Source organism: Arthrobacter sp. TJ-266, from assembly GCF_058269115.1.
In genome coordinates this window covers 141,005-167,636 of the sequence record NZ_JBZCNC010000002.1, presented here as the reverse complement: position 1 = coordinate 167,636, position 26,632 = coordinate 141,005, and the positions used below count along the sequence as shown (strand labels likewise).

At 71.4% G+C, this 26,632-nt stretch carries 24 protein-coding genes and 1 tRNA gene; 5 read left to right on the top strand and 20 right to left on the bottom strand.

The window, feature by feature from the left end:
* Nucleotides 1-81: 81 nt before the first annotated feature.
* The 7 genes from AC4D12_RS05565 to ilvD all read right to left on the bottom strand — a co-directional run bounded on the left by AC4D12_RS05565 (nt 82) and on the right by ilvD (nt 8,996).
* Nucleotides 82-609, bottom strand: coding sequence for a TetR/AcrR family transcriptional regulator (locus tag AC4D12_RS05565; RefSeq protein ID WP_490948928.1), 528 nt, complete (start codon nt 607-609; stop codon nt 82-84).
* Nucleotides 610-685: 76 nt separating this feature from the next.
* A complete protein-coding gene (locus AC4D12_RS05560) occupies nt 686-1,633 on the bottom strand; it encodes an acetamidase/formamidase family protein (protein WP_490948927.1) in 948 nt (315 codons plus the stop codon).
* A 38-nt stretch (nt 1,634-1,671) separates the two neighbouring features.
* Nucleotides 1,672-3,264, bottom strand: a complete 1,593-nt coding sequence (gene serA / locus AC4D12_RS05555; protein WP_490948926.1) for a phosphoglycerate dehydrogenase — start codon at nt 3,262-3,264, stop codon at nt 1,672-1,674.
* A 146-nt stretch (nt 3,265-3,410) separates the two neighbouring features.
* On the bottom strand, nt 3,411-4,436 hold the full coding sequence (gene ilvC, locus AC4D12_RS05550; protein ID WP_490948925.1) for a ketol-acid reductoisomerase: 1,026 nt from the start codon (nt 4,434-4,436) through the stop codon (nt 3,411-3,413).
* A gap of 121 nt (nt 4,437-4,557) precedes the next feature.
* Nucleotides 4,558-5,070: an acetolactate synthase small subunit gene (ilvN, locus tag AC4D12_RS05545; protein WP_490948924.1), complete on the bottom strand. Its 513-nt coding sequence runs from the start codon at nt 5,068-5,070 to the stop codon at nt 4,558-4,560.
* A 2-nt stretch (nt 5,071-5,072) separates the two neighbouring features.
* Nucleotides 5,073-6,950, bottom strand: coding sequence for an acetolactate synthase large subunit (locus AC4D12_RS05540; protein ID WP_490948923.1), 1,878 nt, complete (start codon nt 6,948-6,950; stop codon nt 5,073-5,075).
* A gap of 318 nt (nt 6,951-7,268) precedes the next feature.
* On the bottom strand, nt 7,269-8,996 hold the full coding sequence (ilvD, locus tag AC4D12_RS05535) for a dihydroxy-acid dehydratase (protein WP_490948922.1): 1,728 nt from the start codon (nt 8,994-8,996) through the stop codon (nt 7,269-7,271).
* 275 nt (nt 8,997-9,271) lie between these two features.
* On the opposite strand from ilvD, the gene AC4D12_RS05530 reads away from it, so the two are divergent.
* Nucleotides 9,272-9,766, top strand: coding sequence for a hypothetical protein (locus tag AC4D12_RS05530; protein ID WP_490948921.1), 495 nt, complete (start codon nt 9,272-9,274; stop codon nt 9,764-9,766).
* 36 nt (nt 9,767-9,802) lie between these two features.
* Here AC4D12_RS05530 and AC4D12_RS05525 read toward each other — a convergent pair whose 3' ends face one another.
* Nucleotides 9,803-10,831 (bottom strand): 2-hydroxyacid dehydrogenase, encoded by a 1,029-nt coding sequence (locus tag AC4D12_RS05525; protein ID WP_490948920.1) that lies wholly within the window; start codon nt 10,829-10,831, stop codon nt 9,803-9,805.
* 234 nt (nt 10,832-11,065) lie between these two features.
* On the opposite strand from AC4D12_RS05525, the gene AC4D12_RS05520 reads away from it, so the two are divergent.
* A tRNA-Lys gene (locus AC4D12_RS05520) sits at nt 11,066-11,138 on the top strand.
* Between the two features lie 194 nt (nt 11,139-11,332).
* Nucleotides 11,333-11,803 (top strand): VOC family protein, encoded by a 471-nt coding sequence (locus AC4D12_RS05515; RefSeq protein WP_490948919.1) that lies wholly within the window; start codon nt 11,333-11,335, stop codon nt 11,801-11,803.
* A gap of 78 nt (nt 11,804-11,881) precedes the next feature.
* Here the strand turns inward: AC4D12_RS05515 and AC4D12_RS05510 are convergent, their stop codons facing one another.
* The 4 genes from AC4D12_RS05510 to AC4D12_RS05495 all read right to left on the bottom strand — a co-directional run bounded on the left by AC4D12_RS05510 (nt 11,882) and on the right by AC4D12_RS05495 (nt 16,038).
* Nucleotides 11,882-12,070: a DUF2795 domain-containing protein gene (locus AC4D12_RS05510; RefSeq protein WP_490948918.1), complete on the bottom strand. Its 189-nt coding sequence runs from the start codon at nt 12,068-12,070 to the stop codon at nt 11,882-11,884.
* Nucleotides 12,071-12,140: 70 nt separating this feature from the next.
* Entirely contained in the window at nt 12,141-13,004 is an 864-nt protein-coding gene (locus tag AC4D12_RS05505; RefSeq protein WP_490948917.1) for a glycosyltransferase, read from the bottom strand.
* Nucleotides 13,001-14,569 carry a PfkB family carbohydrate kinase gene (locus tag AC4D12_RS05500; RefSeq protein WP_490948916.1) on the bottom strand — a complete coding sequence of 523 codons (1,569 nt, stop codon included), beginning with the start codon at nt 14,567-14,569 and terminating at the stop codon, nt 13,001-13,003. Before AC4D12_RS05500 ends, AC4D12_RS05505 begins: the two co-directional genes overlap by 4 nt.
* Nucleotides 14,569-16,038, bottom strand: coding sequence for an aldehyde dehydrogenase family protein (locus tag AC4D12_RS05495; protein ID WP_490948915.1), 1,470 nt, complete (start codon nt 16,036-16,038; stop codon nt 14,569-14,571). The genes AC4D12_RS05500 and AC4D12_RS05495 overlap by 1 nt, the downstream gene beginning before the upstream one ends.
* A 456-nt stretch (nt 16,039-16,494) precedes the next feature.
* Between AC4D12_RS05495 and AC4D12_RS05490 the strand changes: the two genes are divergently transcribed.
* Nucleotides 16,495-17,580 (top strand): glycosyltransferase family 9 protein, encoded by a 1,086-nt coding sequence (locus AC4D12_RS05490; protein WP_490948914.1) that lies wholly within the window; start codon nt 16,495-16,497, stop codon nt 17,578-17,580.
* On the opposite strand, the gene AC4D12_RS05485 is transcribed toward AC4D12_RS05490, so the two are convergent.
* The 7 genes from AC4D12_RS05485 to AC4D12_RS05455 form a co-directional block, all read right to left on the bottom strand.
* Entirely contained in the window at nt 17,546-18,262 is a 717-nt protein-coding gene (locus AC4D12_RS05485; protein ID WP_490948913.1) for an SDR family oxidoreductase, read from the bottom strand. The two genes, AC4D12_RS05490 and AC4D12_RS05485, sit on opposite strands and share 35 nt — an antisense overlap.
* Before the next feature lie 114 nt (nt 18,263-18,376).
* A complete protein-coding gene (locus AC4D12_RS05480; RefSeq protein ID WP_490948912.1) occupies nt 18,377-19,744 on the bottom strand; it encodes a PfkB family carbohydrate kinase in 1,368 nt (455 codons plus the stop codon).
* Complete coding sequence (locus AC4D12_RS05475) at nt 19,741-20,310, bottom strand: D-sedoheptulose-7-phosphate isomerase (RefSeq protein ID WP_490949488.1); 570 nt, start codon at nt 20,308-20,310, stop codon at nt 19,741-19,743. The genes AC4D12_RS05480 and AC4D12_RS05475 overlap by 4 nt, the downstream gene beginning before the upstream one ends.
* Nucleotides 20,311-20,486: 176 nt before the next feature.
* The gene (locus tag AC4D12_RS05470) at nt 20,487-21,779 is read right to left on the bottom strand and encodes a glycosyltransferase (RefSeq protein ID WP_490948911.1); all 1,293 of its coding nucleotides are present in this window, start codon (nt 21,777-21,779) and stop codon (nt 20,487-20,489) included.
* Entirely contained in the window at nt 21,776-22,792 is a 1,017-nt protein-coding gene (locus AC4D12_RS05465; protein ID WP_490948910.1) for a glycosyltransferase, read from the bottom strand. The genes AC4D12_RS05470 and AC4D12_RS05465 overlap by 4 nt, the downstream gene beginning before the upstream one ends.
* Nucleotides 22,789-23,892 (bottom strand): glycosyltransferase family 9 protein, encoded by a 1,104-nt coding sequence (locus tag AC4D12_RS05460; protein ID WP_490948909.1) that lies wholly within the window; start codon nt 23,890-23,892, stop codon nt 22,789-22,791. The genes AC4D12_RS05465 and AC4D12_RS05460 overlap by 4 nt, the downstream gene beginning before the upstream one ends.
* Nucleotides 23,889-24,437, bottom strand: coding sequence for a D-glycero-alpha-D-manno-heptose-1,7-bisphosphate 7-phosphatase (locus AC4D12_RS05455; RefSeq protein WP_490948908.1), 549 nt, complete (start codon nt 24,435-24,437; stop codon nt 23,889-23,891). The genes AC4D12_RS05460 and AC4D12_RS05455 overlap by 4 nt, the downstream gene beginning before the upstream one ends.
* A gap of 109 nt (nt 24,438-24,546) precedes the next feature.
* On the opposite strand from AC4D12_RS05455, the gene AC4D12_RS05450 reads away from it, so the two are divergent.
* Complete coding sequence (locus AC4D12_RS05450; protein ID WP_490948907.1) at nt 24,547-25,551, top strand: glycosyltransferase family 9 protein; 1,005 nt, start codon at nt 24,547-24,549, stop codon at nt 25,549-25,551.
* A gap of 77 nt (nt 25,552-25,628) precedes the next feature.
* On the opposite strand, the gene AC4D12_RS05445 is transcribed toward AC4D12_RS05450, so the two are convergent.
* Nucleotides 25,629-26,489 (bottom strand): sigma-70 family RNA polymerase sigma factor, encoded by an 861-nt coding sequence (locus AC4D12_RS05445; protein ID WP_490948906.1) that lies wholly within the window; start codon nt 26,487-26,489, stop codon nt 25,629-25,631.
* Nucleotides 26,490-26,632 lie beyond the last annotated feature (143 nt).

The window sequence follows — 26,632 nt, the reverse complement described above, 5'->3', positions numbered from 1 at the left end:
GTGCTCGGCCGGTGAGCCGACGTGGTCAGCACAATGTGCGCTCAGTAGCTGGCTGGCTTTCGGGGGCCCTCGAGAGCAGGGTTACTTGGTGAGCGCCGTAGGTTCCAGAAGCCGGAAGGCTTCGTCGAGAAGTATCCTCGTAGTCGTCGCGCCCCCACTGTGCACGAGCTCCGCTGAGGAGATATCCAGGCAGGTCAGGGCACACATGGTGACCGCGCGGGCGTGAAACTCACGCTTGGCTTCGCTGCCCGTCAGGACGTCAGCGATCAGCGGAACCAACACATTCATCCAGGCGAAATGCTTCTCCGTGTTCCGAGCCCGCAGAGACGTGGTGCTGATCATCACCCGCATCGTCGTCAATGCCCGGTCGGGTTCGGCCTCGAATGCTTCCACAACCACCTCGAAACCTGCCCGCAGAGCGTCCCAGACCCGCATCGATTCCATGCTCTGAGCAACACGCTGACGAACAGGTTCGCCGTAGAGCATCGGGTCACCCAGGACGACGTCCTCCTTCGAGGCGAAGTATCGGAAGAAGCTCCGGGGCGGTATGCCGACCGCTGCGGCGATCTGATCGACGGTCGTCTCCTCGAAGCCCTGCTCGTCGAACATCGCCAAGGCGAGGAGCGGCCTCGAGGTCTGCAGCCGTTCGCCGATACCTGAATGGACCCCGGGATACTCGGGTCGGTCAGGAGCGCTCGTCCGGTTCCACCCGGCGGACGGCGTCGAGCGCTACGACGGCGTGTACGCCCCAGGTCCGGTTCACGATCTGCGTGACCCGGAGGTCGACGACGGAGCTCGCAAGCGCCAGCGCGGTCTTCCGTTCCAGGCCGTGCAGCTGCTGGAGCCAGGTGAGCATCGCGCCGAGGGCGTCCGACGTCGCCCGGTTGAGGTCGGCGTCGAAACCGAAGGTGATCCTGGCGGTCGGGGTGATGGCGTGGATGCCCGGCACCGGGGTGTCGCGGACGACGTCGACCGTCAGCGTGGTCGTCATGCCGCACTCGATCGCGGTCCCGCCCACTTCGCCGTCGCCCTGGGCCGCATGGCCGTCCCCGAGATGCAGCAGGGCGCCGGGCACCGTGACGGGCAGGAACAGCGTGGAGCCCGCGGTGAGTTCGCGGCAGTCGATGTTGCCGCCGCCCTCGGCGCGCGGCGGCGTCGTCGAGTGCTCGCCCGGCTCGGTCGGCGGCAGGCCGATCACACCGAGGAACGGTGCCAGATCCACCACGTGACCGTACTGGTCCGTACCGGTCCCCGCATGGCTGTCCAGATCCCAGAGCAGCCAGGCGGGCTCCTCCCCCTCGAGGCCGAGGCTGCGCGCGAAGGCGTCGGCGCGCCGCCCGGCGGCCGTCCAGCCCCACGTCGCGGGCTCGAACCTCTCGAGGCGGAGTGCCAGCACGTCCCCCGGGACCGTCCCCGAGACCTCGACGGGACCCGTCAGGGCGTGCCCGCGGCGGTCCGGGAAGCGGTAGGGCGTGGCGGCACCGGGCGAGGCCTGCCGCTCGAGGTGGCCCCAGGCGTCGAGGGAGTCCACCACGAGGCGGTCACCCGGCGCGATGCTCAGGACGGCCGGGGTGTCGCGGGAGAACACCTCGGTCGCGGTGCGCGGCTCGGCGGGTAAGTGGTGCGTGGTCATCGGTGTCCTTCCGCGGCGTCCGTCGTCGGTTCCGTCCCTCAGTCCTGGAGGTCCACCTCGCGAGCCACCGTGGCGCCGATCTCCGCGCGGATGGCGTCCAGGACGTCCTGCGGCACCGAGCTGTCCACGGTGAGGAGGGAGAGCGCCTGGCCACCCTCCTTGTTACGGGCCACCTGCATGCCGGCGATGTTGATGCCGCGCTCGCCGAGGAGGCGGCCGAGGGCGCCGATCACGCCGGGGCGGTCGGTGTAGAGCAGCACGAGCAGGTGGTCGCTGATGGGGATCTCGAGCTCGTAGCCGTTGACGCCCACGAGCTTCTCCACCTGCTTGGGGCCCGTGAGCGTGCCGGCCACCGAGATCTGCGAGCCGTCGGACAGCGCGCCGCGCAGCCGCAGCACGTTCCGGTACTCCTCGGACTCCGGCGTGGTGATGAGCCGCGAGGTGATGCCGCGCTGCTCGGCGAGGACGGGCGCGTTGACGTAGGAGACCTGCTCGGAGACGACGTCCGTGAAGACGCCCTTGAGCGCCGCGAGTTCGAGCGCCTTGACGTCCAGGGCTGCGATCTCCCCTGCCACCTCGATGTCGATCTGCGTCAGCGAGGCGTGCGTCAGGGCCGTGAAGATCCGCCCGAGCTTCTCCATGAGCGGGATGCCGGGGCGGACGGCGGGGTCGATCACGCCGCCGGCGACATTGACGGCGTCCGGTACGAGCTCACCCGCGAGGGCCAGCCGGACCGACTTCGCCACCGAGATGCCTGCCTTCTCCTGGGCTTCCTCGGTCGACGCGCCGAGGTGGGGGGTGACCACCACGCTCTCGTGAGCGAAGAAGGGCAGGTCGGTGCTGGGCTCGGCCACGAAGACGTCCACCCCGGCGCCGGCGATCTCACCTCGCTCGAGCGCGGTGTGCAGGGCCGCCTCGTCGACCAGCCCGCCGCGGGCCACGTTGACCACGTAGGCGGTGTCCTTCATGAGGGCGAACGCCTCCGCTCCCAGCATGCCGACGGTCTCGGGGGTCTTCGGCATGTGGATGGTCACGAAGTCCGACTCGCGGAGCAGCTCGTCGAGCGTCACCAGCCGGACGTTCAGCTGCGCGGCGCGGGCGGAGGTGACGTAGGGGTCGTAGGCGAGGATCTGGGTGCCGAAACCCTGCAGGCGCGCCGCGACGAGGGCACCGATCCGGCCGAGCCCGATGATGCCGATGTTCTTCTCGTACAGCTCCGTGCCGGAGTACTTCGAGCGCTTCCACTCGCCCGCCTTGAGCGCGGCGCTGGCCTGGGGAATGTTCCGGGCGAGGCTCAGGATGTGACCGACGGTCAGTTCCGCGGCCGAGATGATGTTCGAGGTCGGCGCGTTGACCACCATGACGCCCGCCTGGGTGGCGGCCTTGATGTCGACGTTGTCGAGACCCACACCGGCGCGCGCGATGACCTTGAGCTTCGGCGCGGCGCGGATCGCCTCCTCGTCCATCTGCGTCGCCGAGCGCACCAGCACGGCGTCGACGTCGGCCAGGGCGGCGAGGAGCTGCGAGCGGTCGGCGCCGTCGGTCGAGCGGATCTCGAAGTCGGGACCGAGGGCCTCCACGGTGGCGGGTGAGAGTTCCTCGGCGAGCAGGACGACGGGCTTGGTGGTCACGGGTGAGGTTCCTTCAGCTGGTGGGGGCCCGGATCAGGGCCGACGGGGGTGGGTGCCGGACACGCCACCGGCAGGACACCGGTTCACTCGTCGAGCGATGATCGTGTGTCCTGCCGGGAGGCGGAGGGTCGAACGAGCGGGCAGGCCTAGCGGGCTACCGAGCCCTCGGTGTAGTCGTCGTTCGTCGTGATCCAGGAGAAGAGCTTGCGGAGCTCGCGGCCCGTGCTCTCGATCGGGTGGTCCTCGCCCTTCTTCCGCAGCTCGGCGAACTCGGGGCCCCCGGCGTCCTGGTCGTCGATGAAACGCTGCGCGAAGGCACCGCTCTGAATATCCGCGAGCACGGCCTTCATGTTCTCCTTCACCTCGGGCGTGATGACGCGCGGGCCGGAGACGTAGTCGCCGTACTCGGCGGTGTCGGAGACGCTCCAGCGCTGCTTGGCGATGCCGCCCTCCACCATGAGGTCCACGATGAGCTTGAGCTCGTGCAGCACCTCGAAGTAGGCGACCTCGGGCTTGTACCCGGCCTCCGTGAGGGTCTCGAAGCCGTACTGGATGAGCTGCGAGGCGCCGCCGCAGAGGACCGCCTGCTCGCCGAAGAGATCGGTCTCGGTCTCCTCGGTGAACGTGGTCTCGATGACGCCGGCACGCGTTCCTCCGATCGCCTTCGCGTAGGACAGCGCGAGGTCACGGGCGTTCCCGGAGGCGTCCTGCTCGACGGCGATGAGGTCGGGCACGCCGCGCCCCGCCTCGAACTCGCGGCGCACGATGTGGCCCGGTCCCTTGGGCGCCACGAGGGCGACGTCGACGTCGGCCGGCGGCTGGATGTAGCCGAAGCGGATGTTGAAGCCGTGGCCGAAGAACAGGGCGTCTCCCGCCTGCAGGTTCGGCGCGATGTCGTCCTTGTACACGTGGCGCTGCACCTGGTCCGGCGTGAGCACCATGATGAGGTCGGCTTCCGCGGTGGCGTCGGCGACGGACAGCACCCGCAGGCCCTCGGCCTCGGCCTTGGCGCGCGACGCCGATCCCTCCTTCAGGCCGACTCGCACGTCCACCCCGGAGTCACGGAGGCTCAGCGCGTGGGCGTGGCCCTGGCTGCCGTACCCGATGACGGCCACGGTGCGGCCCTGGATGATCGAAAGGTCGGCGTCGTCGTCGTAGAACATCTCGGTCACGGGTGGTTCTCCTTGGAGTTGGTTGAGCGGTGGTGGGCTTGGGGGTGGTGCTGCGGGTCGGGATGCGCGCGGCGTCGTGCCGCCGTCGTCGACGGCGGCTGCACGCGCCCCGGGGTGGGAATCAGGCGCTGCGCAGGGCGCGATCGCTCATGGACTTCGCACCGCGGCCGATCGCGAGCGTCCCGGACTGCACGATCTCGCGCACCCCGAACGGCTCGAGGACGGACAGGAGCGCCGAGAGCTTCTCGGGGGTGCCGGTGGCCTCGATGATCAGGGAGTCCGTGGCGACGTCCACCACGGCCGCGCGGAACAGGTCCGCCGCCTGGGTGACCTGCAGCCGGGTCGCGGCGTCGGCCCTGACCTTGATCAGGATGTGGTCGCGCTGCACGGACTGGTCGCTGGTCAGCTCGACGATCTTGATGACGTTGATGAGCTTGTTGAGCTGCTTCGTCACCTGCTCGAGGAGATCTCCCTCGGCCTCGACCACCACGGTGATCCGGGACATGCCGGCGACCTCCGTGGGTCCCACGGCGAGCGAGTTGATGTTGAACGCGCGCCGCGCGAACAAACTGGCCACGCGGGTCAGGACGCCGGGGACGTCCTCCACGAGTACGGAGAGGGTGTGGCGTGCCATGCTCAGTCCTCCTGTTCCCAGGTTGGGGTCATGTTCCGGGCAATCTGGATGAGGTCGTTGCTCACGCCCGAGGGCACCATGGGCCAGACCATCGAGTCGCGGCTCACCACGAAGTCGACGACGACCGGGCGGTCGTTGATCGCGAGTGCCTGCTGGATCGTGGCGTCGATGTCCTCGTCACGCTCGCAGCGCAGGCCCACGCACCCGTAGGCGTCGGCGAGCTTCACGAAGTCGGGAACCCTCACGGTGTCGTGCCCGGTGTTGAGGTCGGTGTTCGAGTAGCGGCCCTCGTAGAAGAGGGTCTGCCACTGCCGCACCATCCCGAGCGAGGAGTTGTTGATGATCGCCACCTTGATCGGGATGTTGTTGATGACGCAGGTGGCGAGCTCCTGGTTGGTCATCTGGAAACAGCCGTCACCGTCGATGGCCCACACCACGCGGTCCGGGTTGCCCACCTTCGCGCCCATCGCGGCGGGCACCGAGTAGCCCATGGTGCCGAGCCCGCCGGAGTTCAGCCACGCGTGCGGCCGCTCGTACTGGATGAACTGGGCCGCCCACATCTGGTGCTGGCCCACGCCGGAGACGAACACGCCCTCCGGTCCGGTGAGCTCCCCGATGCGCTTGATGACCTGCTGCGGCGCCGAGAGGCCGTCGTCGGGCTGCGTGAAGCCGACCGGGTAGGTCTCGCGGAGGTGGTTGATGGTCTTCCACCAGGCGGAGATGTCGGGGCGCTGGTCGGCGAAGGCCTCGCGGACCGCGGACGTCAGTTCGGGGATGATCTCCTTCACCGAGCCGACGATCGGCACGTCGGCCGTGCGGTTCTTGGAGATCTCTGCCGGGTCGATGTCCGCGTGGATGACCTTCGCGTGCGGGGCGAAGCTGGAGAGCACACCGGTCACGCGGTCGTCGAACCTCGCGCCGAGGGTGATGAGCAGATCCGACTGCTGCAGGGCGGTGACGGCCGAGACCGAGCCGTGCATGCCGGGCATGCCCACGTGCTGCTCGTGGGAGTCGGGGAAGACGCCGCGGGCCATGAGCGTGGTGACCACGGGCGCTCCGACGAGTTCGGCGAGCTCCTTCAGTTCCATGGACGCGTGGCCCTTGACCACGCCGCCCCCGACGTAGAACACGGGGCGCTCGGCTGCCGCGATCAGGCGGGCTGCCTCGCGCACCTGCTTGGAGTGGCCGCGCAGCACGGGCCGGTACCCGGGGATGTCCACCTTGGGCGGCCAGGAGAAGCTCATGCTGGCCTGCTGGGCGTCCTTGGAGATGTCGACCAGCACCGGCCCCGGGCGGCCTGTGGTCGCGATGTGGAAGGCCTCGGCGAGGACGCGCGGGATGTCCTGTGCGTTGGTCACGAGGTAGGAGTGCTTCGTGATGGGCATCGTGATCCCCACGATGTCCGCCTCCTGGAAGGCGTCCGAGCCGATGAACGCGCTGGAGACCTGGCCGGTGATGGCCACCATGGGCACCGAGTCCATGTGTGCGTCGGCGATCGCCGTCACGAGGTTGGTGGCGCCGGGGCCCGAGGTCACGATGCAGACGCCGGGGCGGCCGGTCACCATGGCGTAGCCCTGAGCCGCGTGGCCCGCGCCCTGCTCGTGCCGGACGAGCACGTGGCGCAGCTTCGTCGATGCCATGAGGGGGTCGTACGTCGGGAGGATCGCTCCGCCCGGGAGACCGAAGACGTCGTCGACCCCCAGCTCCTCGAGCGACCTGACGATCGCGGCGGAACCGAGCATCTCGACGGGGCGGATCACGGTGTTCGATCCCCGGACCGCGCTCACCGGAAGGACGGGTACGGCGTCCCGGGTGGGCGCTGCGGGCGGAGCCGGCCGTGCTGCCAGCAGCGCGGGGCTGATGGGCGATCCCTTGGACATGTCTGGACTTCCTTCGGAACGTTCGCTGCACGGGTGCAGCGGGTGACTTCGTACGGCTACCGCGCGTCCTTCGTCGACAGGTCGTGTCAACAAAAAAACCCCTCAGCCGGTGAGGCTCTGCGAGGGGTTGCGCGTGACTGGAGTCGTCGTGTGACGGGCTTCAGGCCACGCGCTGTGTAAGGACGACCACGGGGATGAGCTGCATACCCTGTAGTTTCCTCGCGCCCTCGGAACAGTGTCAACCGGCCCCGGTCGAGTCTCACATGGTGGACACAGTGTCCAGTGAGTGGACACTAACCCAACCGGGCCGGCCGTATGTCAGCCGCAGTACGCACCCGTCGACGCCGAGTGGACGAGCTTCGCGTACTTGCCGAGGACACCCTTCGTGTACCGCGCCGGAAGCGGCGCCCAGCCGACCTTGCGCTGCCCGAGCTCGGCCTCGTCCACGAGGAGGTCGAAGCTCTTCGCCGCGATGTCGACGCGGATGCGGTCGCCGTCCTGCACGAAGGCGATGGGACCGCCGTCGACCGCCTCCGGGGCCACGTGCCCGATGCACAGGCCCGTGGTGCCGCCGGAGAACCGGCCGTCGGTCAGCAGGAGGACGTCCTTGCCGAGCCCGGCACCCTTGATGGCGCCGGTGATGGCGAGCATCTCGCGCATCCCCGGCCCGCCCTTCGGGCCCTCGTAGCGGATCACGACGACGTCACCCGCGTGGATGGCCCCGGCGTCCAGGGCGTCGAGCGCACCCTGCTCACGTTCGAAGACGCGCGCGGTGCCCTCGAAGACGTCGGCGTCGAACCCGGCGCTCTTCACGACGGCGCCCTCCGGGGCGAGGGACCCGTGGAGGATGGTGATGCCGCCGGTCTTGTGCATGGGGTTGTCGAGTGCGCGCAGGATCTTGCCGTCGAGGTCCGGCGGCGCGATGTCCGCGAGGTTCTCCGCGAGGGTCTTGCCCGTGACGGTGAGGCAGTCGCCGTGCAGCAGCCCGGCGTCGAGCAGTGCCTTCATGATCACCGGGACGCCGCCCACCTTGTCGACGTCGTACATGACGTAGCGGCCGAAGGGCTTGAGGTCGCCGAGGTGCGGGATGGTGTCGCCGATGCGGCTGAAGTCGTCGAGCGTGAGCTCCACCTCGGCCTCGCGGGCGATCGCCAGGAGGTGCAGTACGGCGTTGGTCGAACCACCGAAGGCCATGGTGACTGCGATGGCGTTCTCGAAGGCCTTCTTCGTCATGATGTCGCGCGCCGTGATGCCGAGGCGCAGGAGGTTCACCACGGCCTCGCCGGACTTCTGGGCGAACGCGTCGCGGCGGCGGTCCACCGAGGGAGGGGCGGCGGACCCGGGCAGTGACATCCCGAGGGCCTCGCCGATGCACGCCATGGTGTTGGCGGTGTACATGCCGCCGCAGGCGCCCTCCCCGGGACAGACGGCACGCTCGATGCTGTCGAGGTCCTTCAGGCTCATGGTGCCGGCGGCGCAGGCACCCACCGCCTCGAAGGCGTCGATCAGGGTGACTTCCTTCTCCGTGCCGTCCTCGAGCTTGGCGAAGCCCGGCATGATGGTGCCCGCGTACAGGAACACGGAGGCGAGATCGAGGCGGGCCGCCGCCATGAGCATGCCCGGCAGGGACTTGTCGCAGCCCGCGAGGAGCACGGACCCGTCGATGCGCTCGGCCTGCATGACGGTCTCGACCGAGTCCGCGATGACCTCACGGGAGACGAGGGAGAAGTGCATGCCCTCGTGGCCCATCGAGATGCCGTCGGAGACGGAAATGGTGCCGAACTGCATGGGGAAGCCGCCGGCCGCCGTGACACCCTCCTTCGCGCCCTGCGCCAGGCGGTTGAGGGAGAGGTTGCACGGGGTGATCTCGTTCCAGGAACTCGCGACACCGACCTGCGGCTTGGCGAAGTCGTCGTCGCCCATGCCGACCGCACGCAGCATGCCGCGAGAGGGCGCTGCATGGATGCCGTCGGTGACGACCCGGCTGCGGGGCTTGATGTCCGGTGTGGTCTTCAGGGGCGCTCCAGCGGGGGTGTCGACACTCATGGCATCGAGTCTAGGCCTGCGCCGTCGGCGCGTTCCGCCATGTGACCGTCCTGTTACAGGTGACGTATCGCTCCGGTAAAGCCCGCGTTTCGGCCCGCGCGGCCCTCGTGGCGTGCGCCGCCGCTCCGGTAACGTGTGGCTCCCGCGGGGCGTCCTCGACTCGACGGCAGGCCCGGACGCGGAGGGCGTTCCCTCCGTCGCCGGCGCCCGTGCACGGCCCGTCCTGTCGGATCGCCCCGCGGCGACCGCACCGACTCCTAGCGCATCGGCCCCCCATGACCCCTGAACGTGCCGCATCATCACCACCGCTCGACGGCGGGCAGAGCCTCAAGGCAGCCCTCCGCCGCGTCTTCGACGGCCAGATCCCCAACTACGGTGACTACAACCTGGTCTACGCCGACCGCACGCCGGCCGGGTCTCCCGGACAGGCTGGTCCGGCCGTGCCGGGCAGGCCGGCCGGCACTTCGGCATCGTTCGTGGTCGGGTACCGCTGGAAGCCCGCCGAGCTCATGATCGCTCCGCTCGATCTCGCCGCGATCACCGGAGCCGGTGTACCCGTCGAGGTCAACATGACCAACCTCGCGCACGCCCTGCAGTGGCAGGAGGACGGCACCTACGAGGTGGGCACGAGTACCGGCCGCGTGTTCCGCTTCTCCGTGACACCCCACGCTGTGCTCGACATCGGCCCCGGGACGCCCCTGCGCCTCGATCAGTCCGACGACGCCGTGGACTTCGACGCGTTCATGGACGCGTTCATCGACCTGGCCTGACCTCCGGGCTGCCCCGACCGCTCCGCCGAGCCGCTGTTACCCCCAGGGTCCGCGCCGCACCAGGTTGAGCGGCTCCCTGCCCTCCCCCAGTCGCTCGACCTGCCCGCGCAGCAGCTCGAGGATGCGCGGCGGGAAGGCCCCGGTGTTCCCGCCCACGTGCGGGGTGATGATGACGCCGGGGGCGTGCCAGAGCGGGTGCCCCTCCGGCAGCGGTTCCGGATCCACCACGTCGAGCGCTGCCTTCAGGCGACCCGCCATCACCTCGCGTGTCAGGGCGTCGGTGTCCACCACGGGGCCGCGCGCCACGTTCACCACCAGCGCGCCGTCCGGCAGGGCGGCGAGGACCTCACGCCCGATGAGTCCGCGCGTCGAGTCGCTGAGCGGGGTGATCACGATCACGACGTCGTGCCGGGGTGCCAGCGCCACCAGCTCGTCGCTGCCGTGGACGTGCCCGAGGTCGTCGTCCCGCGCGGAACTCCCCACGCGGGTGACCTCCGCCTCGAACGTGACGAGCCTGCGCCGGATCTCCTCGCCGATCCCGCCCACCCCGACCAGGAGCACCCGGCGGTCGGTGAGCCCCGGGTACCGCGCGCTGCGCCACAGGCCCTGACCCTGCTGCCGCACCGCGTCGTCGAGCCCGCGGAGCGAGGCGAGCGCGAGGCCTACGGCGAGCTCCGCCGTGGCGGCCGCGTGCACGCCCGCCGCGGTCGCGATCGCCACGCCGGGTGCCACCAGGTCGGCGACGCCGTCGTACCCCGTGGACTGCGTGTGCACCAGTGCGAGGTTCACCGCGGCGTCGAGCGCACCCTCGAGGTGGGCGCGGCCGGTGTACGGGAGGACGACGGCGTCCAGCTCCGCCGGATCCGCGCCCTCCGGAGCACCCTCGAAGTCCCACAGGACCACCCTGACGGCGGGTGAGACGTCGGCGAGGGCGTCGCGCAGGTCCGCGGACGGCACGCTCAGGACGCGAACCCGCTGCGGTGCGTCGGTGCGGGACTCCGGCGAGGCCTCCGGAGCGGGGGTGGCAGCGGGATTCACGGCGGGTTGCACGGCGGGACTGGTCATGGCGCCAGCCTAACCGCGTAGGGCGGTCGGGGTCCCGGGTTCCACGACTCCGGCGAGAGGTACGCCGTCCATGTGCTGCCGGCGCTTCCCGGAATCCCGGGTATCCCCGCGCTCCCCGGGTCCGGGCAGGGGTGCGGGGAGCCGTTCCGGTTTCTCCTTTGCGCCGAAGTGCTGGTAGAGTTCAATGCTGTTGCGGATGAGCCGGACCGGGAAAACCGGGACGCGAACCGCCTCGCACCTCTAGCTCAATTGGCAGAGCAATTGACTCTTAATCAATGGGTTTCGGGTTCAAGTCCCGAGGGGTGCACATCGATTCCCCGTTCTCCAGGTCTCGCCGCCTGGGGGGCGGGGTTTCGTACGTCCGGGGCCGGTGGTGAACACACCCACGCGCCCTCCCCTGCCTCTCCCCCGGCCCTTCCTCCGGCCGCCCCGGTGCTCCATAATCGCTTCCGTCAGCACACTCGCGTGGCACGGGCCACAGGACGTAGGGAGCAACTCATCATGGCCGCCACCATCAACACCTACCTCAACTTCACGGACACGGCGCGGGACGCCATGGACTTCTACCAGTCGGTGTTCGGCGGTGAGTTGCAGCGCAGCACCTTCGCCGAGTTCCAGGTCAGTGAGGACCCTGCGGAGAAGGACAAGATCATGCACTCGATGCTGACCACCCCGAGCGGGCAGGTGCTCATGGCGGCGGACACGCCGAACAGCATGGGGAGCACCTCCCCCGCCGGGCATGCCCTGTCCATCAGCGGCGACGACGAGCAGGAGCTCCGCGGCTACTGGGAGGCGCTCGCCGGGAGCGGCACCGAGATCATGCCCCTCGCGGCGTCCCCGTGGGGTGACAGCTTCGGGATGTGCACGGACCGCTTCGGCGTCACGTGGATGGTGAACATCGCCGGACCGCAGCAGGACGCGGCGCCGTCGACCGCGCCGGTCGAGACATCGGGCGACGCGACGGGCGTCTGAGCGGGCAGTGCCGCCCGACCGGACGTCCGCGGACATGACGACGGCGGCGCCCCCGATGGGAGCGCCGCCGTCCGGTGCCTACTTCGAGGCTTCCTTGTTCACGTCGGTCGGGGAATCGAACTCGCGGTCGGGCAGGTTCTCCAGCGTCTCCAGGACGTCGCCGTCCGCGCCCTTGTCCTTCGCGTGCTTGACGAGGTCCTCCTTCGAGGCGGGGTAGTCCATACCGCCGAGGGCCTTCTGGATGTCGATGGGGCTCGGATCTGCCATGGTGATGCTCCTTCGTCGGTCGATCAGGTGTGGTGCTCGGGTACTGCTCACGGCGCCTCGGAAGGCGCCGTCACTGGCCCAGAATCGCGTGGGCAGCGTCTGTGTCACGGTTCACGACCGTGGTGGGCGCCTCGAGGTGCACGGCTCCGGACGGCATGATCCCCGCGCCGCCGTACCGTTCCATGACGCGCCATTGGGCGGCGACGTCCTCCCCCGCGTGCTCGGCGGGGAGCTGGTCCCAGAAGTCGAAACCCCCGCACTCCACGAGCGCGGCGCGGTCGAAGAGCACGCATCCGCCCACCCACGCCACGCGGTAGAGGTCCCAGCCGCCCGCGGGGATCCCGCGCTCCGCGGCCGCGTGCGCGAGGTTCGCCGCGTTGTGGAGGGGCCATCGGGCGAAGCCCTCGCTGCCTGGCCTGATGCGCTCGGGCCGCACCTGGTTGTCGGGCCAGAAGGCCAGCTCGGTGCGCTCGTGCGGGCGGTCGTCGTCGAGGTAGGAGAGCCCCTGCACGGCGGACCCCACGAAACCGCACTTCGCGGTGCGCAGGGCGTCGGTCATGCGGTGCAGCGTCCCCGGTTCCAGCCAGACGTCGTTGTCGAGGAAGAGGACGAACGGCGCGCGGGCCAGGCCGAGGAGGAACTCCCGGTGCTCGGCGAGGCCGCGGCGGGGCAGGTGCCTCTCCAGCCGTACCTGCCTGCCCTGCGCCTCGAGCACCCGCACCATCGCCCGCACCGCCGGCTGGGTGAAGCCTGCGGCCTCACCCTCGGACTGGTCGCTGACCACCACACGGAAGGGGACGCCCTCCTGCGCGGCGAGACCGGACAGTGTGACCGCGAGCTCGGCCGGCCGGTCGAAGGACGGGATGAGCACGTCGACCAGAGGCTCCTCGTCCTCGCCGTGCACCGCCCACTCCCCTGACCACCGCGGCGTCATGACGCCTCACCGGCCAGGCGTGATGATCGGATGCGCCGCACCACTGCCGCCGTGGAGCGCTCCGGCACGTAGTCGAGGATGCTGACCCGCCCCCCGCAGGCCTCGACGGCCGGCGTCTCCTCCAGCATCTGCGCGGTGTAGTCGCCGCCCTTGGCGTAGACGTCGGGGCGGAGGAGTTCGATCAGCGGCACCAGCGTGTCGGTGGAGAACACGGTGACGTAGTCCACGCAGCTGAGCGACGCGATGATCCCCACGCGGTCCGCCAGCGGATTGATGGGCCGGTCCGGGCCCTTCAGCCGGCGTACGCCGTCGTCGTCGTTCAGGGCCACCACCAGCACGTCGCCGAGCTGCTTGGCCTGGTCGAGGTAGCGCGTGTGGCCGCGGTGCAGCACGTCGAAGCACCCGTTGGTCAGCACGATCCGCTTCCCCGCGGCCCGGTGCTCCGCGACCCGCCGGACCAGGTCCTCGGTGGCGATCGCGGTGTCGGCGACCTGCTGGAGATGCGCGGTGAGGTCCGCCGTCGTGCACACGGACGTCCCCGGGCGGTGCACCACGACGTCGGCGGCGGCCTGCGCGAAATCGAGGCTGGTGCCCAGCGGCAGGCCGGCGGCACGGGCCGCGGTGAGGCTCGCCACGAAGGTGTCCCCGGCACCGGAGGCCTGCTTCTCGGTGGCCGGCTTCGCCCAGGTGCGGTGATCCTCGCCGTCGCGGCCCAGCAGCACCGTGCCGTCGCGGTCGAGGGTGACGACGACGGCGCCGGCGTTGGTCGCCGCCAGCAGCTCGTCGCGGCGCGCGGAGACCGTGCGCGCACGATCGCTGCGGGGATCCAGCCGCGCATCGAGCATGCGGGCGGCCTCCTGCGCGTTGGGCGTCACGAGGTCCGGCCCCACGCCCGCCCATGCGGCGGTGTCGTGCGCGTCGACCACCACGAGCAGCGACGGGTCGAGACCGGCGGCCGCACCCAGTGCGGCGCGCACCTCGTCCCCCAGGGCCCCGGAGTCGTAGTCGCACACCACGACCGCCTCGGCGCCGTCCACGGCCGACGGAACGCGCTCGGCGAGCGCGGTGATCGCCGCCGCGGGAAGCTCCTCCGGAGCGTCGTCGATGCGCAGCATCACCTGGTCGTTGCCGAGGATGCGGTACTTCGTGGTGGTCCCCACGCCCTCGTCCTCCAGGAGGTGGGTGGTGTCCACGCCGGCGTCCTCGAGGATGGTGCGCAGGCGACGCCCGGCGTCGTCCGCGCCGATGAGACCGCACATGCGGACGCGCGCACCGAGGGCGGCCAGGTTCACGGCCGTGTTGGCAGCGCCACCGGCCGCGTAGTCACGGCGTCTGACGTCCACCACAGGAGCCGGCGCCTCCCGGCAGAAGCGTTCGATGCTGCCGCTCCACCAGCCGTCCAGCATGGCGTCGCCGATGACCGTCACGCAGGGGGCGTGGTCGGCGATCGCGGCCGGTAACCAGGCCGCGAGGCCCTGGACGCCGTCGAGCTCCGAGCCACCCGCGCCGGACCGATCGGCTTCCGGCAGGCCGGTCTCGGGCCGGTCCGCCCCCGAGACGTCCATCACGCGCCCGCCGCGGGCGGGGTGCTGATGTGGATCACCTTGACGAGCGAGAACTCGTCCAGCAGCTCCGGGCCGTAGCCGAAGCCCGCGCCGCTGATCCCGCGCGGTTGCGCCGACCCGCCGGGTGCGCCGCCGAAGACGGCGTTGATCTTGAGCGTGCCGACCTTCAGCGAGGCGATGGCCTGCTGCGCGTGCGCGATGCCCGCCGTGAGGACCGTCGCGGCGAGGCCGTAGGGTCCGGAGGCGGCGAGGCGGAGGCCCTCCTCGAAGCTCTCGACGACGGTCACCGGGGCCACGGGCCCGAACGTCTCCTCCGCCATGACGGTCATCGCGTCGGTGCAATCGGTGAGGACCGTCGCCGGGTAGTGCGCGCCGGGGCCCTCGGGCAGGTTCCCGCCCTCGAGGCACGTGGCACCGAGCCTGACGGCCTCGGCAACCTGCTCGTGCACGGCCTGCCGCATCCGGCGGTCGACGAGCGGCTGGGGCTGCGTACTCGCGTTGCGGGTCCGCGCTTCGTCGACCAGCGCGGCGAGGAAGGGCTCTGCGATGGCGCGGTGCACGTAGATGCGCTCGACCGACGTGCAGATCTGCCCGGCGTTCGCGAAGGCGCCGAGAGCTGCCTGCCCAGCAGCCCAGGCCGGGTCGACGTCGGCGTCCACGACCAGCGGGTCGTTGCCCCCGTTCTCACGGATCACGTGCGCTCCGCCGAGGGCTGCCGCGCGGGCGATCCTCTCGCCGGTGACGCTCGACCCGACGTGCGCGAAGACGTCGACGTCGGTCTCCTGCGTGAGGATCTGACCGACCTCGGCCCCGCCGGTCAGCGTGGTGAGGACGCCGTCGGGAAACGCCGGCTGCAGCAGCCTGCCGAGCAGTTCGCCGGTGTGGGGGCAGCGCTCGCTCGGCTTGTGGATCACGGTGTTGCCGGTGACGAGCGCTGCGCCGATGAGGCCTGCGGCCACCGCCACCGGATCGTTCCACGGTGTAAGGAGGGCTGCGACGCCGCGCGGTTCGGCGACCGTGTAGTCGGTGGCGGTCACGGCTCCGCGGAGGCTGAGCCCGCGGTGCACCGGACCGAGTTCGGCGTACTGCTCGAGCGTGGAGATGGCGGCCTCGACCCCGCCCAGGGCGTCCTGCGGCGGCTTGCCGGTCTCGCGGGTGTTCAGTTCGGCCAGCTCCTGCAGGCCGCCGCGCAGGGCACCCGCCGCCCGGCGGAGGGCGGCGCCCCTGTCGGCGGGGCTCGTCGCCGCCCACTCGGGCTGCACCGCGCGCGCCAGGGAGACGGCGAGGGAGACCTGCTCACGGACGGCCGAGACCACGGTGCCCATCTCGGTGCCATCGCGCGGGTCGATGATCGTGACGGTCTGGCCGCCCTCCACCTCGAACGGCGCCCCTCCGCCCGAGGACGGTCCACCGGACGATGCGGTGCCCGGGACGGGAAGCGGCATCTGTGCGTGGGACTGGATCGACATTCTGCTCCTTGGCTTCGGGGACCGGCGGCCTCGCGGGCCGTCGGGTGCCGGACCTCCCGGAACGGCTACTGGCCCTGTACCCGGATGGCCCCGCTTCACACGGCAACCCGCGTGAATTCTGTGCTGCGCGCCGCAACGATCAGCACGCTTAGCATAGTGTGGCAGCAGGTCCTGCGGCACCCCCGGTGTCCTCCCACGTGGCATGGACAGCGGCGGCACAGCTGTGTTCGCGACACCGATGTGACGGTGGATCTGGCAGAAGATGTGGCGGTGGATGTGGCGTCGGACAGCGCAGTGGGTGTGACGGTGGATGTGCTGTGGATGTGACGGTGGATCTGGCAGCGCCCGGCGATCGGGCGGGAGAAGCGGACGGACGGGATCAGGGACGTGGAGCAGAGCACGAGGACAGCGGAGATGGACGCACACGCCGGGACCGCACGGTCCGTAGGACCCGTGATGGCACCCTTCGAGGACATCCGGAGCATCGCCGTCCTGCGTGGCGGCGGTCTCGGTGACCTGATGTTCGCGCTGCCCGCCATCGCCGCGCTCGAGGCGCGCTATCCGGAAGCGGAGATCACGCTGCTCGGCATGCCCGGCCACGCCGCGCTGCTGGGGGGCAGGCCCGGGCCCGTGGATCGTGTCGTGGAGCTCCCGTTCTCCCCGGGCGTGCGCCCGGGCGAGGTGGACCCCGCAGGCGTGGAGCGCTTCTTCGAGGCCCTCGAGGGAACCTTCGACCTGGCGGTCCAGCTGCACGGCGGCGGCCGCAACTCGAACCCGTTCCTGCTGCGGCTCGGCGCCCGGCACACCATCGGGACGCGCACCGCGGACGCCGCCGAGCTGGAGCGCTCCATCCCCTACGTCTATTACCAGCACGAGGTCTTCCGCGCCCTCGAGGTGGTGGGCCTCGCGGGCGCCGTGCCGGTGGACCTGGAACCGCGGGTGGAGGTCACCGCAGCGGAGATCGCCCGGGCGAAGGAGCTGACCGGCGACGGACCCGTCGTCGCGCTGCACCCGGGCGCCACCGACCCGCGGAGGCGCTGGCCGTCGTCGTCCTTCGCGGACGTCGCGGTGCGCGCCGCGGCGGACGGGTGCGAGGTGGTGGTGGTCGGCGACGCGTCGGACGCGGCGACGGCGGAGGAGATCGTGCGGCTCGTACACGCGACGGCGCCGGACGCGGACGTCCGCTCCTTCGCCGGCCGGCTCACCCTCGGCGAACTGACCGGGGTCCTCGATCGCAGCGCGGTCATGGTGGGCAATGACAGCGGACCGCGCCACCTCGCGCAGGCGGTCGGCACCCCGACGGTCGGCGTCTACTGGATCGGCAACGTCATCAACGCGGGAGCGATCGGCCGATCACTCCACCGCGTGCTCTTCTCGTGGGTGTCCGAATGCCCGGTGTGCGGCGCGGACGTCAGGCAAGTGGGCTGGACGGCCGAACGCTGCGAGCACGATGACTCGTTCGTTGCGACCGTCCAGCCCGAGGACGTCTACGCGGACGTATCGGAACTCAGGGCCAGGAGCCTTCTTCTGCGTGGGCGATGACCATCTCGCGGATCTCGCAGCTCTTGGGCTGCGAGAGGGCGAACAGGATGGCTTCCGCCACGCGCTCGGGGTCGTTCAGCCGTGAGTCGTCCTGCGGCTTGTACTGCTCGTCGCGGTCGTCGAAGAACCGGGTCTTCATGCCGCCCGGGATGATCGTCGTGACGCCGATCTGGCCGGTGGTCTCGGCGGCCAGGGCCTGCGAGAAGCCCATGACGCCGAACTTCGACGCGCAGTAGGCGGTGGCGTCACCCACGGCCTTGATGCCGAGTGTGGAGGCGATGGTGACCACGCGACCGTGCGACTGCTTCAGGTACGGCAGTGCCGCGCGGGCGGTCGACGCCGTTCCCATCAGGTTCACGCCGATCACCTTCTCCCACTGGTCCGCGGGGACGGTGTCGAGGGCGCCGCAGCGATCGATGCCGGCCGCCGTCACGACGGCGTCGAGCCCGTCCATCATCTCGGCGGCCTCGCGGACCGCCTTCTCCACGGCCTCGCGGTCGGCGACGTCCACCTCGAACGCCTTGACGCCCGTGACGCGGCTGATGTCGCGGTCGAGGACCACCGGGGTGCCCCCGGCGGCGATGACGCCCTGCACGATCGCCGCGCCGAGGCCCGAGCCTCCGCCGGTGACGAGGACGCGCCCCGGGTTGTAGGGAGTGGGTGCTGCTGTGTTCTCGCTCATGCTGTTCCTTTCGGTTCCTGACGGGCTGCGTCAGTCACGATGTCCGTCCGTGACGATGTCCGTCGGGACGGGCTCCACGCCGCGGGGTTCGGCGGGCGTGATGGTCTTGGTCGCTCAGCCGACGCGCGCGAGCGCGGCGGCGAGCTTCGTGGTGGAGCGGGCGGGGATGTAGGGGACGGTGACGGTGCGGCCGCCCCAGGTGCGCACGAGCGCCGCCTCGGGGAGGTCCTCTGCGGCGTAGTCGCCGCCCTTGACCCAGATGTCCGGCTGCAGCCGGGCGATGGCGTTCTCCGGCGTCGATTCCCCGAACACGAGCACGGCGTCCACGCATTCGAGGGCGGCGAGCAGTTCGGCGCGGTCCTCCTGCTTGATGATGGGCCGGCTCTCCCCCTTCAGCCCGCGGACGGACTCGTCCGAGTTGAGGCACACGATGAGGCAGTCGCCGAGTTGGCGTGCCGCGGCGAGGGTGCGCGCGTGACCTGCGTGCAGCAGGTCGAAGCAGCCGCCCGTGGCCACGACCGTGCCGCCCGCCTCCCGCGTCCTGCGGGCCACCTCGAGGGCGTCGAGACCGTCCACGGGAAGCCGGCGCGGTGCGTCCTCCCGGCGTCGGCTAAGTGCACCGACCCCTCCGGAGGCGAGGAACGCGGCGGCCGCCTCGACTGCCTGCTGCGCGGCGGCGTCGATGGCCGCACCACCCGCGAGGGCCACCGCGAGTGCGGAGGCGAAGCGATCGCCGGCCCCGCAGGGATCCGTCGAGGTGACGCGGGGTGCCGGTACCACCTGCGGCAGGAGCCCGGCCGCACCTACGAGCGCACCGTGCTCGCCCATCGTGACGATCACCGCGCGGCTCCGCCAGGTCTCCAGCAGGGCGTCGGCGGCTTCGGCCGCCGCCTGGGTCCCGGATCCGGGCACCCCCGCGAAGCGCAGTGCCTCGCCGAGGTTCGGCGTCACCGCGGCGACGTCGGGGACCGGTGTGGCTCCCGCCGGGTGCGGGTCCCAGACCACGGGGACGGAGCGTGTGAGTTCGGTGAGACGCGCACGGATGCGCTCGTTCGCGAGCAGGCCCCTGCCGTAGTCGGCAGCGATGATGGCGTCCGTGCCGTCGAGTGCGGCCAGCATCGCGTCGTCGCACGCGGGGACCGGCGGGACGGCGCACCCCTCGTCGAAGCGGACCACCGGCTGGCCGGAGGCACGCACCCTCGTCTTGACGGGCGTCGGAGCACCGGACGGGCCGGCCACGACCGTCACGCCGTCGAGCTCCGAGCGCAGCAGTCCCGCGGCGTCGTCGTCACCGAGGACCGTGACCAGCACGGTCTCGTGGCCGTCCGCCTGCAGCATGCGTGCCACGAGGCCTGCACCCCCGGCACGGCGCTCCACGGCGTCGACGTCCACCACGGGGACGGGCGCGTCCGGGGAGAGGCGGCCGGCGCCGCCGGAGAGGTCGGTGTCCAGCAGGACGTCCCCGATCACCACGATCCTCATCGCTGCTCCTCCTGACGGCGGCGCCGCACTTCCGCGTCGAAGGCCCGGCAGATCGCGTGGAGCGCAATCAGGTGGCCCTCCTGCGCGTTGGCGGACGCGGCGTCCACCGCCACGTAGTCGTCCACCCGCTCGGTCAGCGGGTTCGGGCCCACACCCGTGAGGGCCCAGGTGGTGACGCCGGCGGCGCGGGCGGCGTCGACGGCGTGCAGGAGGTTGGGGCTCCGGCCACTGGTGCTCAGCAGCACCAGGAGGTCCCCGGGCCGGCCGTGCGCCGTCACCTGGCGTGCGTACAGGTGCTCGAAACCGTAGTCGTTCCCGATCGCGGTCACCGCCGAACTCTCGGCGTGCAGGGAGATCGCGGAGAACGGCTCGCGCTCGCCGTCGAACCGGCCCACGAGCTCGGCCGTCAGGTGCTGCGCCTCCGCCGCGGACCCGCCGTTGCCGGCCGCGAGGAGCCGGTGTCCGGCGAGGAGCCGGTCGGCGAGCTCGACGCCCCAGCCCGCGAGGGTCCCGGCGTTGCGCGCCAGGGACTCGACGGCGGGTGTCACCGCGCGGAGGTGATCCATCACGAGGCGTCGCGACGCCGCCTGGACGTCGTCCCCCCGCGGATCGGTCCGCGTCAGGGAATGCGGGGCCGTAGCCGTCGCGGCAGAAGCGGCGGGGGCGGCCGCGGTGTCCGCGGCCGGTCCGGCGCTCCCCGTCGCGGTGCGGATGCCCGTCTGGACATCGGAAAGATGCGTGGTCACAGTGCCCTGCCTCCCGTGCTTTCGAGTCGACGCGCGGAACTCCGCCGCGCTGTGGTGGGTGCGGTGGTCGCTGCTGCGCCCAGCGCCGTCGTGTAGGCCTTCTCGGTGTCGGCGGCGATCCGGCTCCAGGAGTACCGCGCCTTGACGCGGCGGTACCCGTTGTCGCCGAGCTCCCGGGCCCACTCGGGGTCGAGGAGCATCTCCGCGACGGCCGCCGCGATCGCCGGAGGGTCCTGCGGCGGGACGTGCAGTCCCGTGGTGCCGTCGACCACGGTGTCCACGAGCCCTCCCACGGCCGCCGCGACGACCGGCACGCCGCAGGCCATGGCCTCGAGGGGCACGATCCCGAACGGTTCGTACCAGGGCGCGCACACCACGGCGTTCGCACTGCGGAGGACGGCGGGCATCTCGGCCCGGGACACCTGGCCCCGGAGGACCACGCGGTCCGCGATCCCGAGGTCCACGGCGAGCGCGAGGAGGCGCTGCGCCTCCGGGTCCTCGTCGAGCGTCGCCGATCCTCCCGCGCCGCCCACGATCACGAGTTCGACGTCGTCCTGGCCGAGCGTCGCGAGTTCGCGCAGCGCGCGGATCACGAGGTCCATGCCCTTGCGGGGCACCAACCGCCCCACGCTGACGATGCGGTGCGCGCGGCCGCGTTCCTCAACGGGTCCGTTCGGTGAGAACAACCCGAGATCCACGCCGCAGGGGGCTATGGAGACACGGCTGCCGGGCACACCCATGGCCTTGAGTTCGAACACCTCGTCGGAGCACGTCGCGACAATGCGGTCGGCGCTGCGGCCCACCATGGCCTCGAGCATGAGCCGCTCGGAGGGGCTCGTGTCCTCGGCGCCCTGGTGGCGCCGCTTGACCGTTCCGAGCGCGTGGAACGTCTGCACCACCTGGACCGGCCTGCCGGCCGCGCGCGACCGGCCCGCGGCGTCGAGAGCTGCGAGCCCCGACATCCAGAAGTGGCCATGGACGATGTCCGGCGGCTCCACGTCCCAGTCGGCCATGATGCCCTCGGCCAGCTCGCCCATATAGGGCAGCAGCATGTCCTTCGGGACGCTGCGCGCCGGGCCCGCGGTCACGTGCACCACCTCGAGGCGCGGGTGGGTGCGAACCCGTTCGGGCAGGGCCGGGTCGTCGCGCCGCGTGTACACGGTGACGTCGTGGCCCCGATGGGCCAGTGCGAGGGAGAGTTCGGCCACGTGCACGTTCTGCCCGCCGGCATCGACTCCCCCGAGGGCAGCGAGCGGACTCGCGTGCTCGGACACCATGGAGATCCTCATAGCGCCTTCCTTTCCTTGACCGCGGTGACCACTGTGCCCCCGGACCGTACCGATTCCGTCACATCCGCCAGTACGCCGTCCCAGTCCGTGAGGAACCGGGCGAGGCCGTACCGTTCGAGCGCCGCTTCACGCGCCACCAGCCCGCGCGCCCGCGCCTCGTCCGGATCGTCGATGAGCCGCGCCGCCATGCGCACGAGGTCCTCGACGTCGGTCGAGACGGCTCCGGCACCCGGAGGGACGGCCCGCGCCGCCTCGGTGGTCGCGAGCGCCAGCACGGGCAGTCCCACGTGCATCGCCTCGAGCAGCGAGAGCCCCAGCGACGTCCAGCGCATCGGGTGGACGTACGCCCGCGACCGGCCGAGCCGCGCGTGCAGCTCGGCGGTCCGGAGGTCACCGCCGATGCGCAGTTCTGCCGGACCGAGGTCGAGGCTGTCGGCGAGCAGATCCGTCCCCATGCCGAACACCTCGAGCGGCGCGATCCCGGCGAAGCGCGGCAACAGGTCCGTCCCCGTGATGCGTCCGCGCCGCACCGGCTCGTTGATCACGGCGGCGAGCTGCGCGAGGTCGCCGGTGTACAGGTAGCCCGGATCGGCGATCCCGTGCTCGATCACGCGCGTCCGTGCAGACCCGTTGTCCCAGAACAGCTCGTTGAAGTGGGTCACGTGGACGATCGGGATGTCCGTGCGGTCGGCCAGGGGATGCACCGTCCCCACGATGTCCTTCCGCGGCGTGTTGTGCTCGAGGAACACCGCGGGCAGGTCCCGCCCCGGCGTCCGGCCGAGCAGCCGCTCGCACTCGGCGATCTCCTCCACCCGCTGCAGGACGACGACGTCGATGTCGGCTCCTGCCAGCTCGTGCGGGGCCAGTTCGACGACGGACGCGGGCCAGTCCCGCCCGGCCCGGCCGAGCCCCCAGGCTCCGCCCTCGGGCGTGGTGGGCAGCACGTAGGTGTGGGAGCCCCGCACGAAGGCGTCGGTCCATCCTCCGTGCACGTGCCATAGCAGGATCCTCATCGGTTTCCCCTCGTGGTTCTGCGGCCGTCGGAACGGCGGATGGAGCGGCGTGAGCCGAGTGACGATATTCCGGAACTGAGGCGCAGGGCGGCGTCGACGACGTCCTCCGGGGAGACGGTCGAGAGGCACGGGTGGCCCTGCACGGGGCAGATGCGCGCGCGGCTGAGCGCGCAGGCCGCGTCCTGGTCGCCGAGGAGCTCGACCGGTACCCGGTACGGCGCCCAGCGCACGGCGGGCACCACCGGGGAGAACAGGCAGACGACGGGCGTCCCGACGGCGGCGGCGAGGTGGGCCGGCCCGGTGTTGCCCGTGATCACCACGGTGGCGCCCGCCAGCACGGAGCCCAGGGTGGGCAGGTCCGTCCTCCCGCCGAGATCGAGGGCCTCGGGCCCGGCGACCGTCGCGGTGAGGTCCTTCTCGTCCGGTCCGCCCGTGACGACGACGCGGAAGCCCGCCGCGGTCAGGAGTCCGACGGCGGCCGCGTGGTGCAGCGGCGGCCAGGCCCGGGCAGGGACGGACGCACCGGGATGCACCACCACGTACGGGCCGTCGCCCACCAACCCGACGGCGTCCACCAGGTTGGCGACCCGCAGGCGGCCGTCGTCGTCGGACGGCAGTGCGTACCCCGCCGCCTCAGCGATCCCGAGCGCCCGCTCCGCCTCGGGCTGGTCCTCGGGGAAGTCCTCGCCGGGCTTCAGCCGGACGTCCAGGAGCGAGCCCGCGTAGTCCACGGACGCTCCGGCGATCCGCTGAACGCCCGCCAGGCGCAGCAGCAGCGCGAGCGGCAGGGGTGACTGGTGGAAGGAGGTCAGGATCACGGCCTCGTCGACGTCGAGGTCGAGCACGGCATCGTGCAGTTCGGCCATCAGCTCGGCCGTCGGCTCGGGTGCCGGGTCCACGATCCAGGGAGCGCGCCACGTGATCACATCGACGACGCCGGGCAGCAGGCGCGCCGCGGCGGCGCCCTGCGGCCCGCAGAGCATGACGACGTCGTTGGGTGAATCCCCGTGGTCACCTGCGGCGATCGCGCGGACGGCCGGCCCGGCCAGCAGCACGTCGCCGGCGCTGTCGAGGCGGGCGACGAGGACGCGGCGCCTCACGGGGTGCCGGCCCAGAGCAGCCCGACGGCCTCGGCGAGATCGCGGGCCACGGCCGGAGCATCGTCGATCTCGTCGTCGAGGGTCACGTCGGTGGGCACGAGGACCCCCCGCGCGCCGGCCGCGGCGGCGGCTCCCATGTCCGCCCCGATGTCGCCGATGACGACGACCTCCGCCGGGTCGAGACCCAGTCGCGAGCACGCGGAGAGGACCATGCCGGGGCCGGGCTTCCGGCAGGAGCAGCCGTCGTCGTTCCCGTGCGGACACACCTCCCACACGTCGAACGGGCCGAGGAGTTCCTCGACGCGCGCGTTGACGGCGTCCACCTGCTCCCGCGTCACGTACCCGCGGGCGATGCCGGACTGGTTGGTGACCACGCCGACGGGCACGCCGCGCGAGCGGAGCCCGTCCAGGACGTCGAGGGCGCCGCGCATGGGCTGCACGAGCGCCGGGTCACCGTTGTAGGGGACGTCCACAACGATGGTGCCGTCGCGGTCGAACAGGACCGCCCGCGGGGCAGCGTGCGTCGGTCCGACCAAGTCATCCATACAGGCTTAGTTCCCGAGAAGCAGCAGGACTAAACACTTCTCCTCGAACTTCTTCTCCCGGACCCCGTGGCCGCCCGGCCCGTACGGATCCTCTGGCAGGATGAAACGCATGACTTCCGAGGGCACCGGCGCCGTGAACGCCCCCCAGATCACCCGGACCGTGGCCCCCGCCACCACACCACCCCCTGACGGACGGCCCGAGATCCTCGCGCTCCGCGCCCTCAAACTCGGCGACCTGCTCGTCGCAGTGCCTGCGCTCAAGGGGCTGCGCAGGGCCTTCCCGGAGCACCGCATCCTCTACGCGGCCCAGGAATGGTTGCGGCCGATCGTCGCCCTCACGGGCGCCATCGACGACCTCCTTCCGACGCACGGACTGGACGATCCCCTGCCCATCGAGCACGGGCGCATCGACCTCGCGGTGAACCTCCACGGGAGCGGCGGCGAGAGCCGGGGCCGCCTGCAGGAGATCGGCGCGCGACGCCGGATGGGTCACCGCTCCCCCGGCTGGGACGGACCCGAGTGGCGCGACGGCATTCTCGAACGCGAACGCTGGGCATCCCTCGTGAGCTGGCACGGCGTGCCCGCGGACCCGCTCGACGTCGGCCTTCTGCGGCCCGACGCCGGCAGCCCCGCACCGGGCGCCGTGGTGGTGCACGTGGGCGCGGCTTACGGCAGCCGGCTCTGGCCCGTCGAGCGGTTCGCGGCGGTGGCACGGACGCTGGCGGCGGCCGGGCACCAGGTGCTGTTCACCGGCAGCGCGAAGGAGCGGCCGCGGGCCCTCGCCGTCGCGGATGCCGCCGGGCTGGGCACGAGCACCGTGGCGGCGGGCGAACTGCCGCTCGACGTGTTCGCTGGGCTGATCTCCGAGGCGTCGCTCGTCGTCTCCGCGGACACGGGAGCCGCGCATCTCGCCTCGGCCTACGCCCGACCTTCCGTGGTGCTGTTCGGACCGGCTCCGCCGTCGGAGTGGGGCCCGCCCCCCGGACCGCACACCGTGCTGACGGACGGGTCCGTGCGGGTGGGCGACACATTCTCGGCCACCCCCGACCCCGCGATCATGGCGGTGACGGTGGAGCAGGTGCTCGAGGCCGCGGTGGCTCACGGGATCGCCTAGCCCCGCCACCGCGGAGCCTGGAATCGGCGCCTCGGAGGTGACGCTCAAGCCTCAGGTACAGGCCTCGAGGACAGGCCTCAGGCGAAACGCGAGCGTGGCGCGGCCGAGTCCTGGGAGGCCGGAGCGCCGAGCAGTCTCTTCTGCAGCTTCACCAGGATGCGGGCGAGCGACCTCGAGACCTGCATCTGGGACATCCCGAGCTCGTCACCGATCCCCTGCTGCGTCTGCTCCATGAAGTACCGGCGGTACAGCAGTTCCTTCTCGGAGGGCTCGAGTTCGTTGACGGCGCCCCTGAGGGAGATCAGGTCATCACTGCGGTCCGTGCCGGAACCGTCGGCAGCCAGGGTGTCGGCCCAGCTGCGTCCCTCGAAAGGGGCGTCCAGGGAGTCCGGCCGGAGGCTCGTCTGGGACGCCTGCGCCTCGAGCACCTTGTGCTCGGGCCACCCGAGCTCCTCGCCCAGCTCCCGGGCGGTCGCCTCCCTGCCCAGCCGCTGGGCCATGACCGGTCCGGTGCGCGCGATCTCAGTGCGGAGATCCTGCACCTCGCGAGGGGGCCGGACCACCCAGCAGGAATCCCGCAGGTATCTCTTGATCTCGCCCGAGATGGTGGGCACGGCGAACGCGGTGAACGGGACGCCCCTCGCCGGGTTGTACCTCTTCACGGCCTTGATCAGGCCGAGGTACGCCACCTGGCGGATGTCAGAGGCCTCAGGGCCCATGGTGCCGAAGGAGCGGGCCACGGACTCCGCCACATCGAGGTGACGAAGCGCGATGTCGTCCTGGAGTGCGGCCTTCAGCGGCCCCTCCGTGTACGGCGTGAGGACCTCGTGCTGCTCGAGCTGCCCGTCGTCGGCGCCCTTCGCCGGGTCTCCCGTGTCGGTGCGCTCGCCGTCGACGAGGTCCTGGGGAGCGGCCTGGGGTGCGGGCGTACTCGGCATGCTGTGTTCTCCGTCCGGCGTGGGGGCACTGGTGCTTCCCAAACACAACATCAGCCTGCTTAGTACGCAAGCGATATCTGGAGAACGGGGTGCTTCGCCGAGGGCCTTCCGCTTCGCGGCGAAGCAGTGTATGGGCTGGAGGA

Bases quoted from the DNA above. Each gene is read 5' to 3' on its own strand.
- AC4D12_RS05565 (WP_490948928.1), bottom strand. From the start codon at position 609: ATGTTCGACGAGCAGGGCTTCGAGGAGACGACCGTCGATCAGATCGCC.
- AC4D12_RS05560 (WP_490948927.1), bottom strand. From the start codon at position 1,633: ATGACCACGCACCACTTACCCGCCGAGCCGCGCACCGCGACCGAGGTG.
- ilvN (WP_490948924.1), bottom strand. From the start codon at position 5,070: ATGGCACGCCACACCCTCTCCGTACTCGTGGAGGACGTCCCCGGCGTC.
- AC4D12_RS05540 (WP_490948923.1), bottom strand. From the start codon at position 6,950: ATGTCCAAGGGATCGCCCATCAGCCCCGCGCTGCTGGCAGCACGGCCG.
- ilvD (WP_490948922.1), bottom strand. From the start codon at position 8,996: ATGAGTGTCGACACCCCCGCTGGAGCGCCCCTGAAGACCACACCGGAC.
- AC4D12_RS05530 (WP_490948921.1), top strand. From the start codon at position 9,272: ATGACCCCTGAACGTGCCGCATCATCACCACCGCTCGACGGCGGGCAG.
- AC4D12_RS05525 (WP_490948920.1), bottom strand. From the start codon at position 10,831: ATGACCAGTCCCGCCGTGCAACCCGCCGTGAATCCCGCTGCCACCCCC.
- AC4D12_RS05515 (WP_490948919.1), top strand. From the start codon at position 11,333: ATGGCCGCCACCATCAACACCTACCTCAACTTCACGGACACGGCGCGG.
- AC4D12_RS05510 (WP_490948918.1), bottom strand. From the start codon at position 12,070: ATGGCAGATCCGAGCCCCATCGACATCCAGAAGGCCCTCGGCGGTATG.
- AC4D12_RS05505 (WP_490948917.1), bottom strand. From the start codon at position 13,004: ATGACGCCGCGGTGGTCAGGGGAGTGGGCGGTGCACGGCGAGGACGAG.
- AC4D12_RS05500 (WP_490948916.1), bottom strand. From the start codon at position 14,569: ATGGACGTCTCGGGGGCGGACCGGCCCGAGACCGGCCTGCCGGAAGCC.
- AC4D12_RS05495 (WP_490948915.1), bottom strand. From the start codon at position 16,038: ATGTCGATCCAGTCCCACGCACAGATGCCGCTTCCCGTCCCGGGCACC.
- AC4D12_RS05490 (WP_490948914.1), top strand. From the start codon at position 16,495: ATGGCACCCTTCGAGGACATCCGGAGCATCGCCGTCCTGCGTGGCGGC.
- AC4D12_RS05485 (WP_490948913.1), bottom strand. From the start codon at position 18,262: ATGAGCGAGAACACAGCAGCACCCACTCCCTACAACCCGGGGCGCGTC.
- AC4D12_RS05480 (WP_490948912.1), bottom strand. From the start codon at position 19,744: ATGAGGATCGTGGTGATCGGGGACGTCCTGCTGGACACCGACCTCTCC.
- AC4D12_RS05475 (WP_490949488.1), bottom strand. From the start codon at position 20,310: ATGGATCACCTCCGCGCGGTGACACCCGCCGTCGAGTCCCTGGCGCGC.
- AC4D12_RS05470 (WP_490948911.1), bottom strand. From the start codon at position 21,779: ATGAGGATCTCCATGGTGTCCGAGCACGCGAGTCCGCTCGCTGCCCTC.
- AC4D12_RS05465 (WP_490948910.1), bottom strand. From the start codon at position 22,792: ATGAGGATCCTGCTATGGCACGTGCACGGAGGATGGACCGACGCCTTC.
- AC4D12_RS05455 (WP_490948908.1), bottom strand. From the start codon at position 24,437: ATGGATGACTTGGTCGGACCGACGCACGCTGCCCCGCGGGCGGTCCTG.
- AC4D12_RS05450 (WP_490948907.1), top strand. From the start codon at position 24,547: ATGACTTCCGAGGGCACCGGCGCCGTGAACGCCCCCCAGATCACCCGG.
- AC4D12_RS05445 (WP_490948906.1), bottom strand. From the start codon at position 26,489: ATGCCGAGTACGCCCGCACCCCAGGCCGCTCCCCAGGACCTCGTCGAC.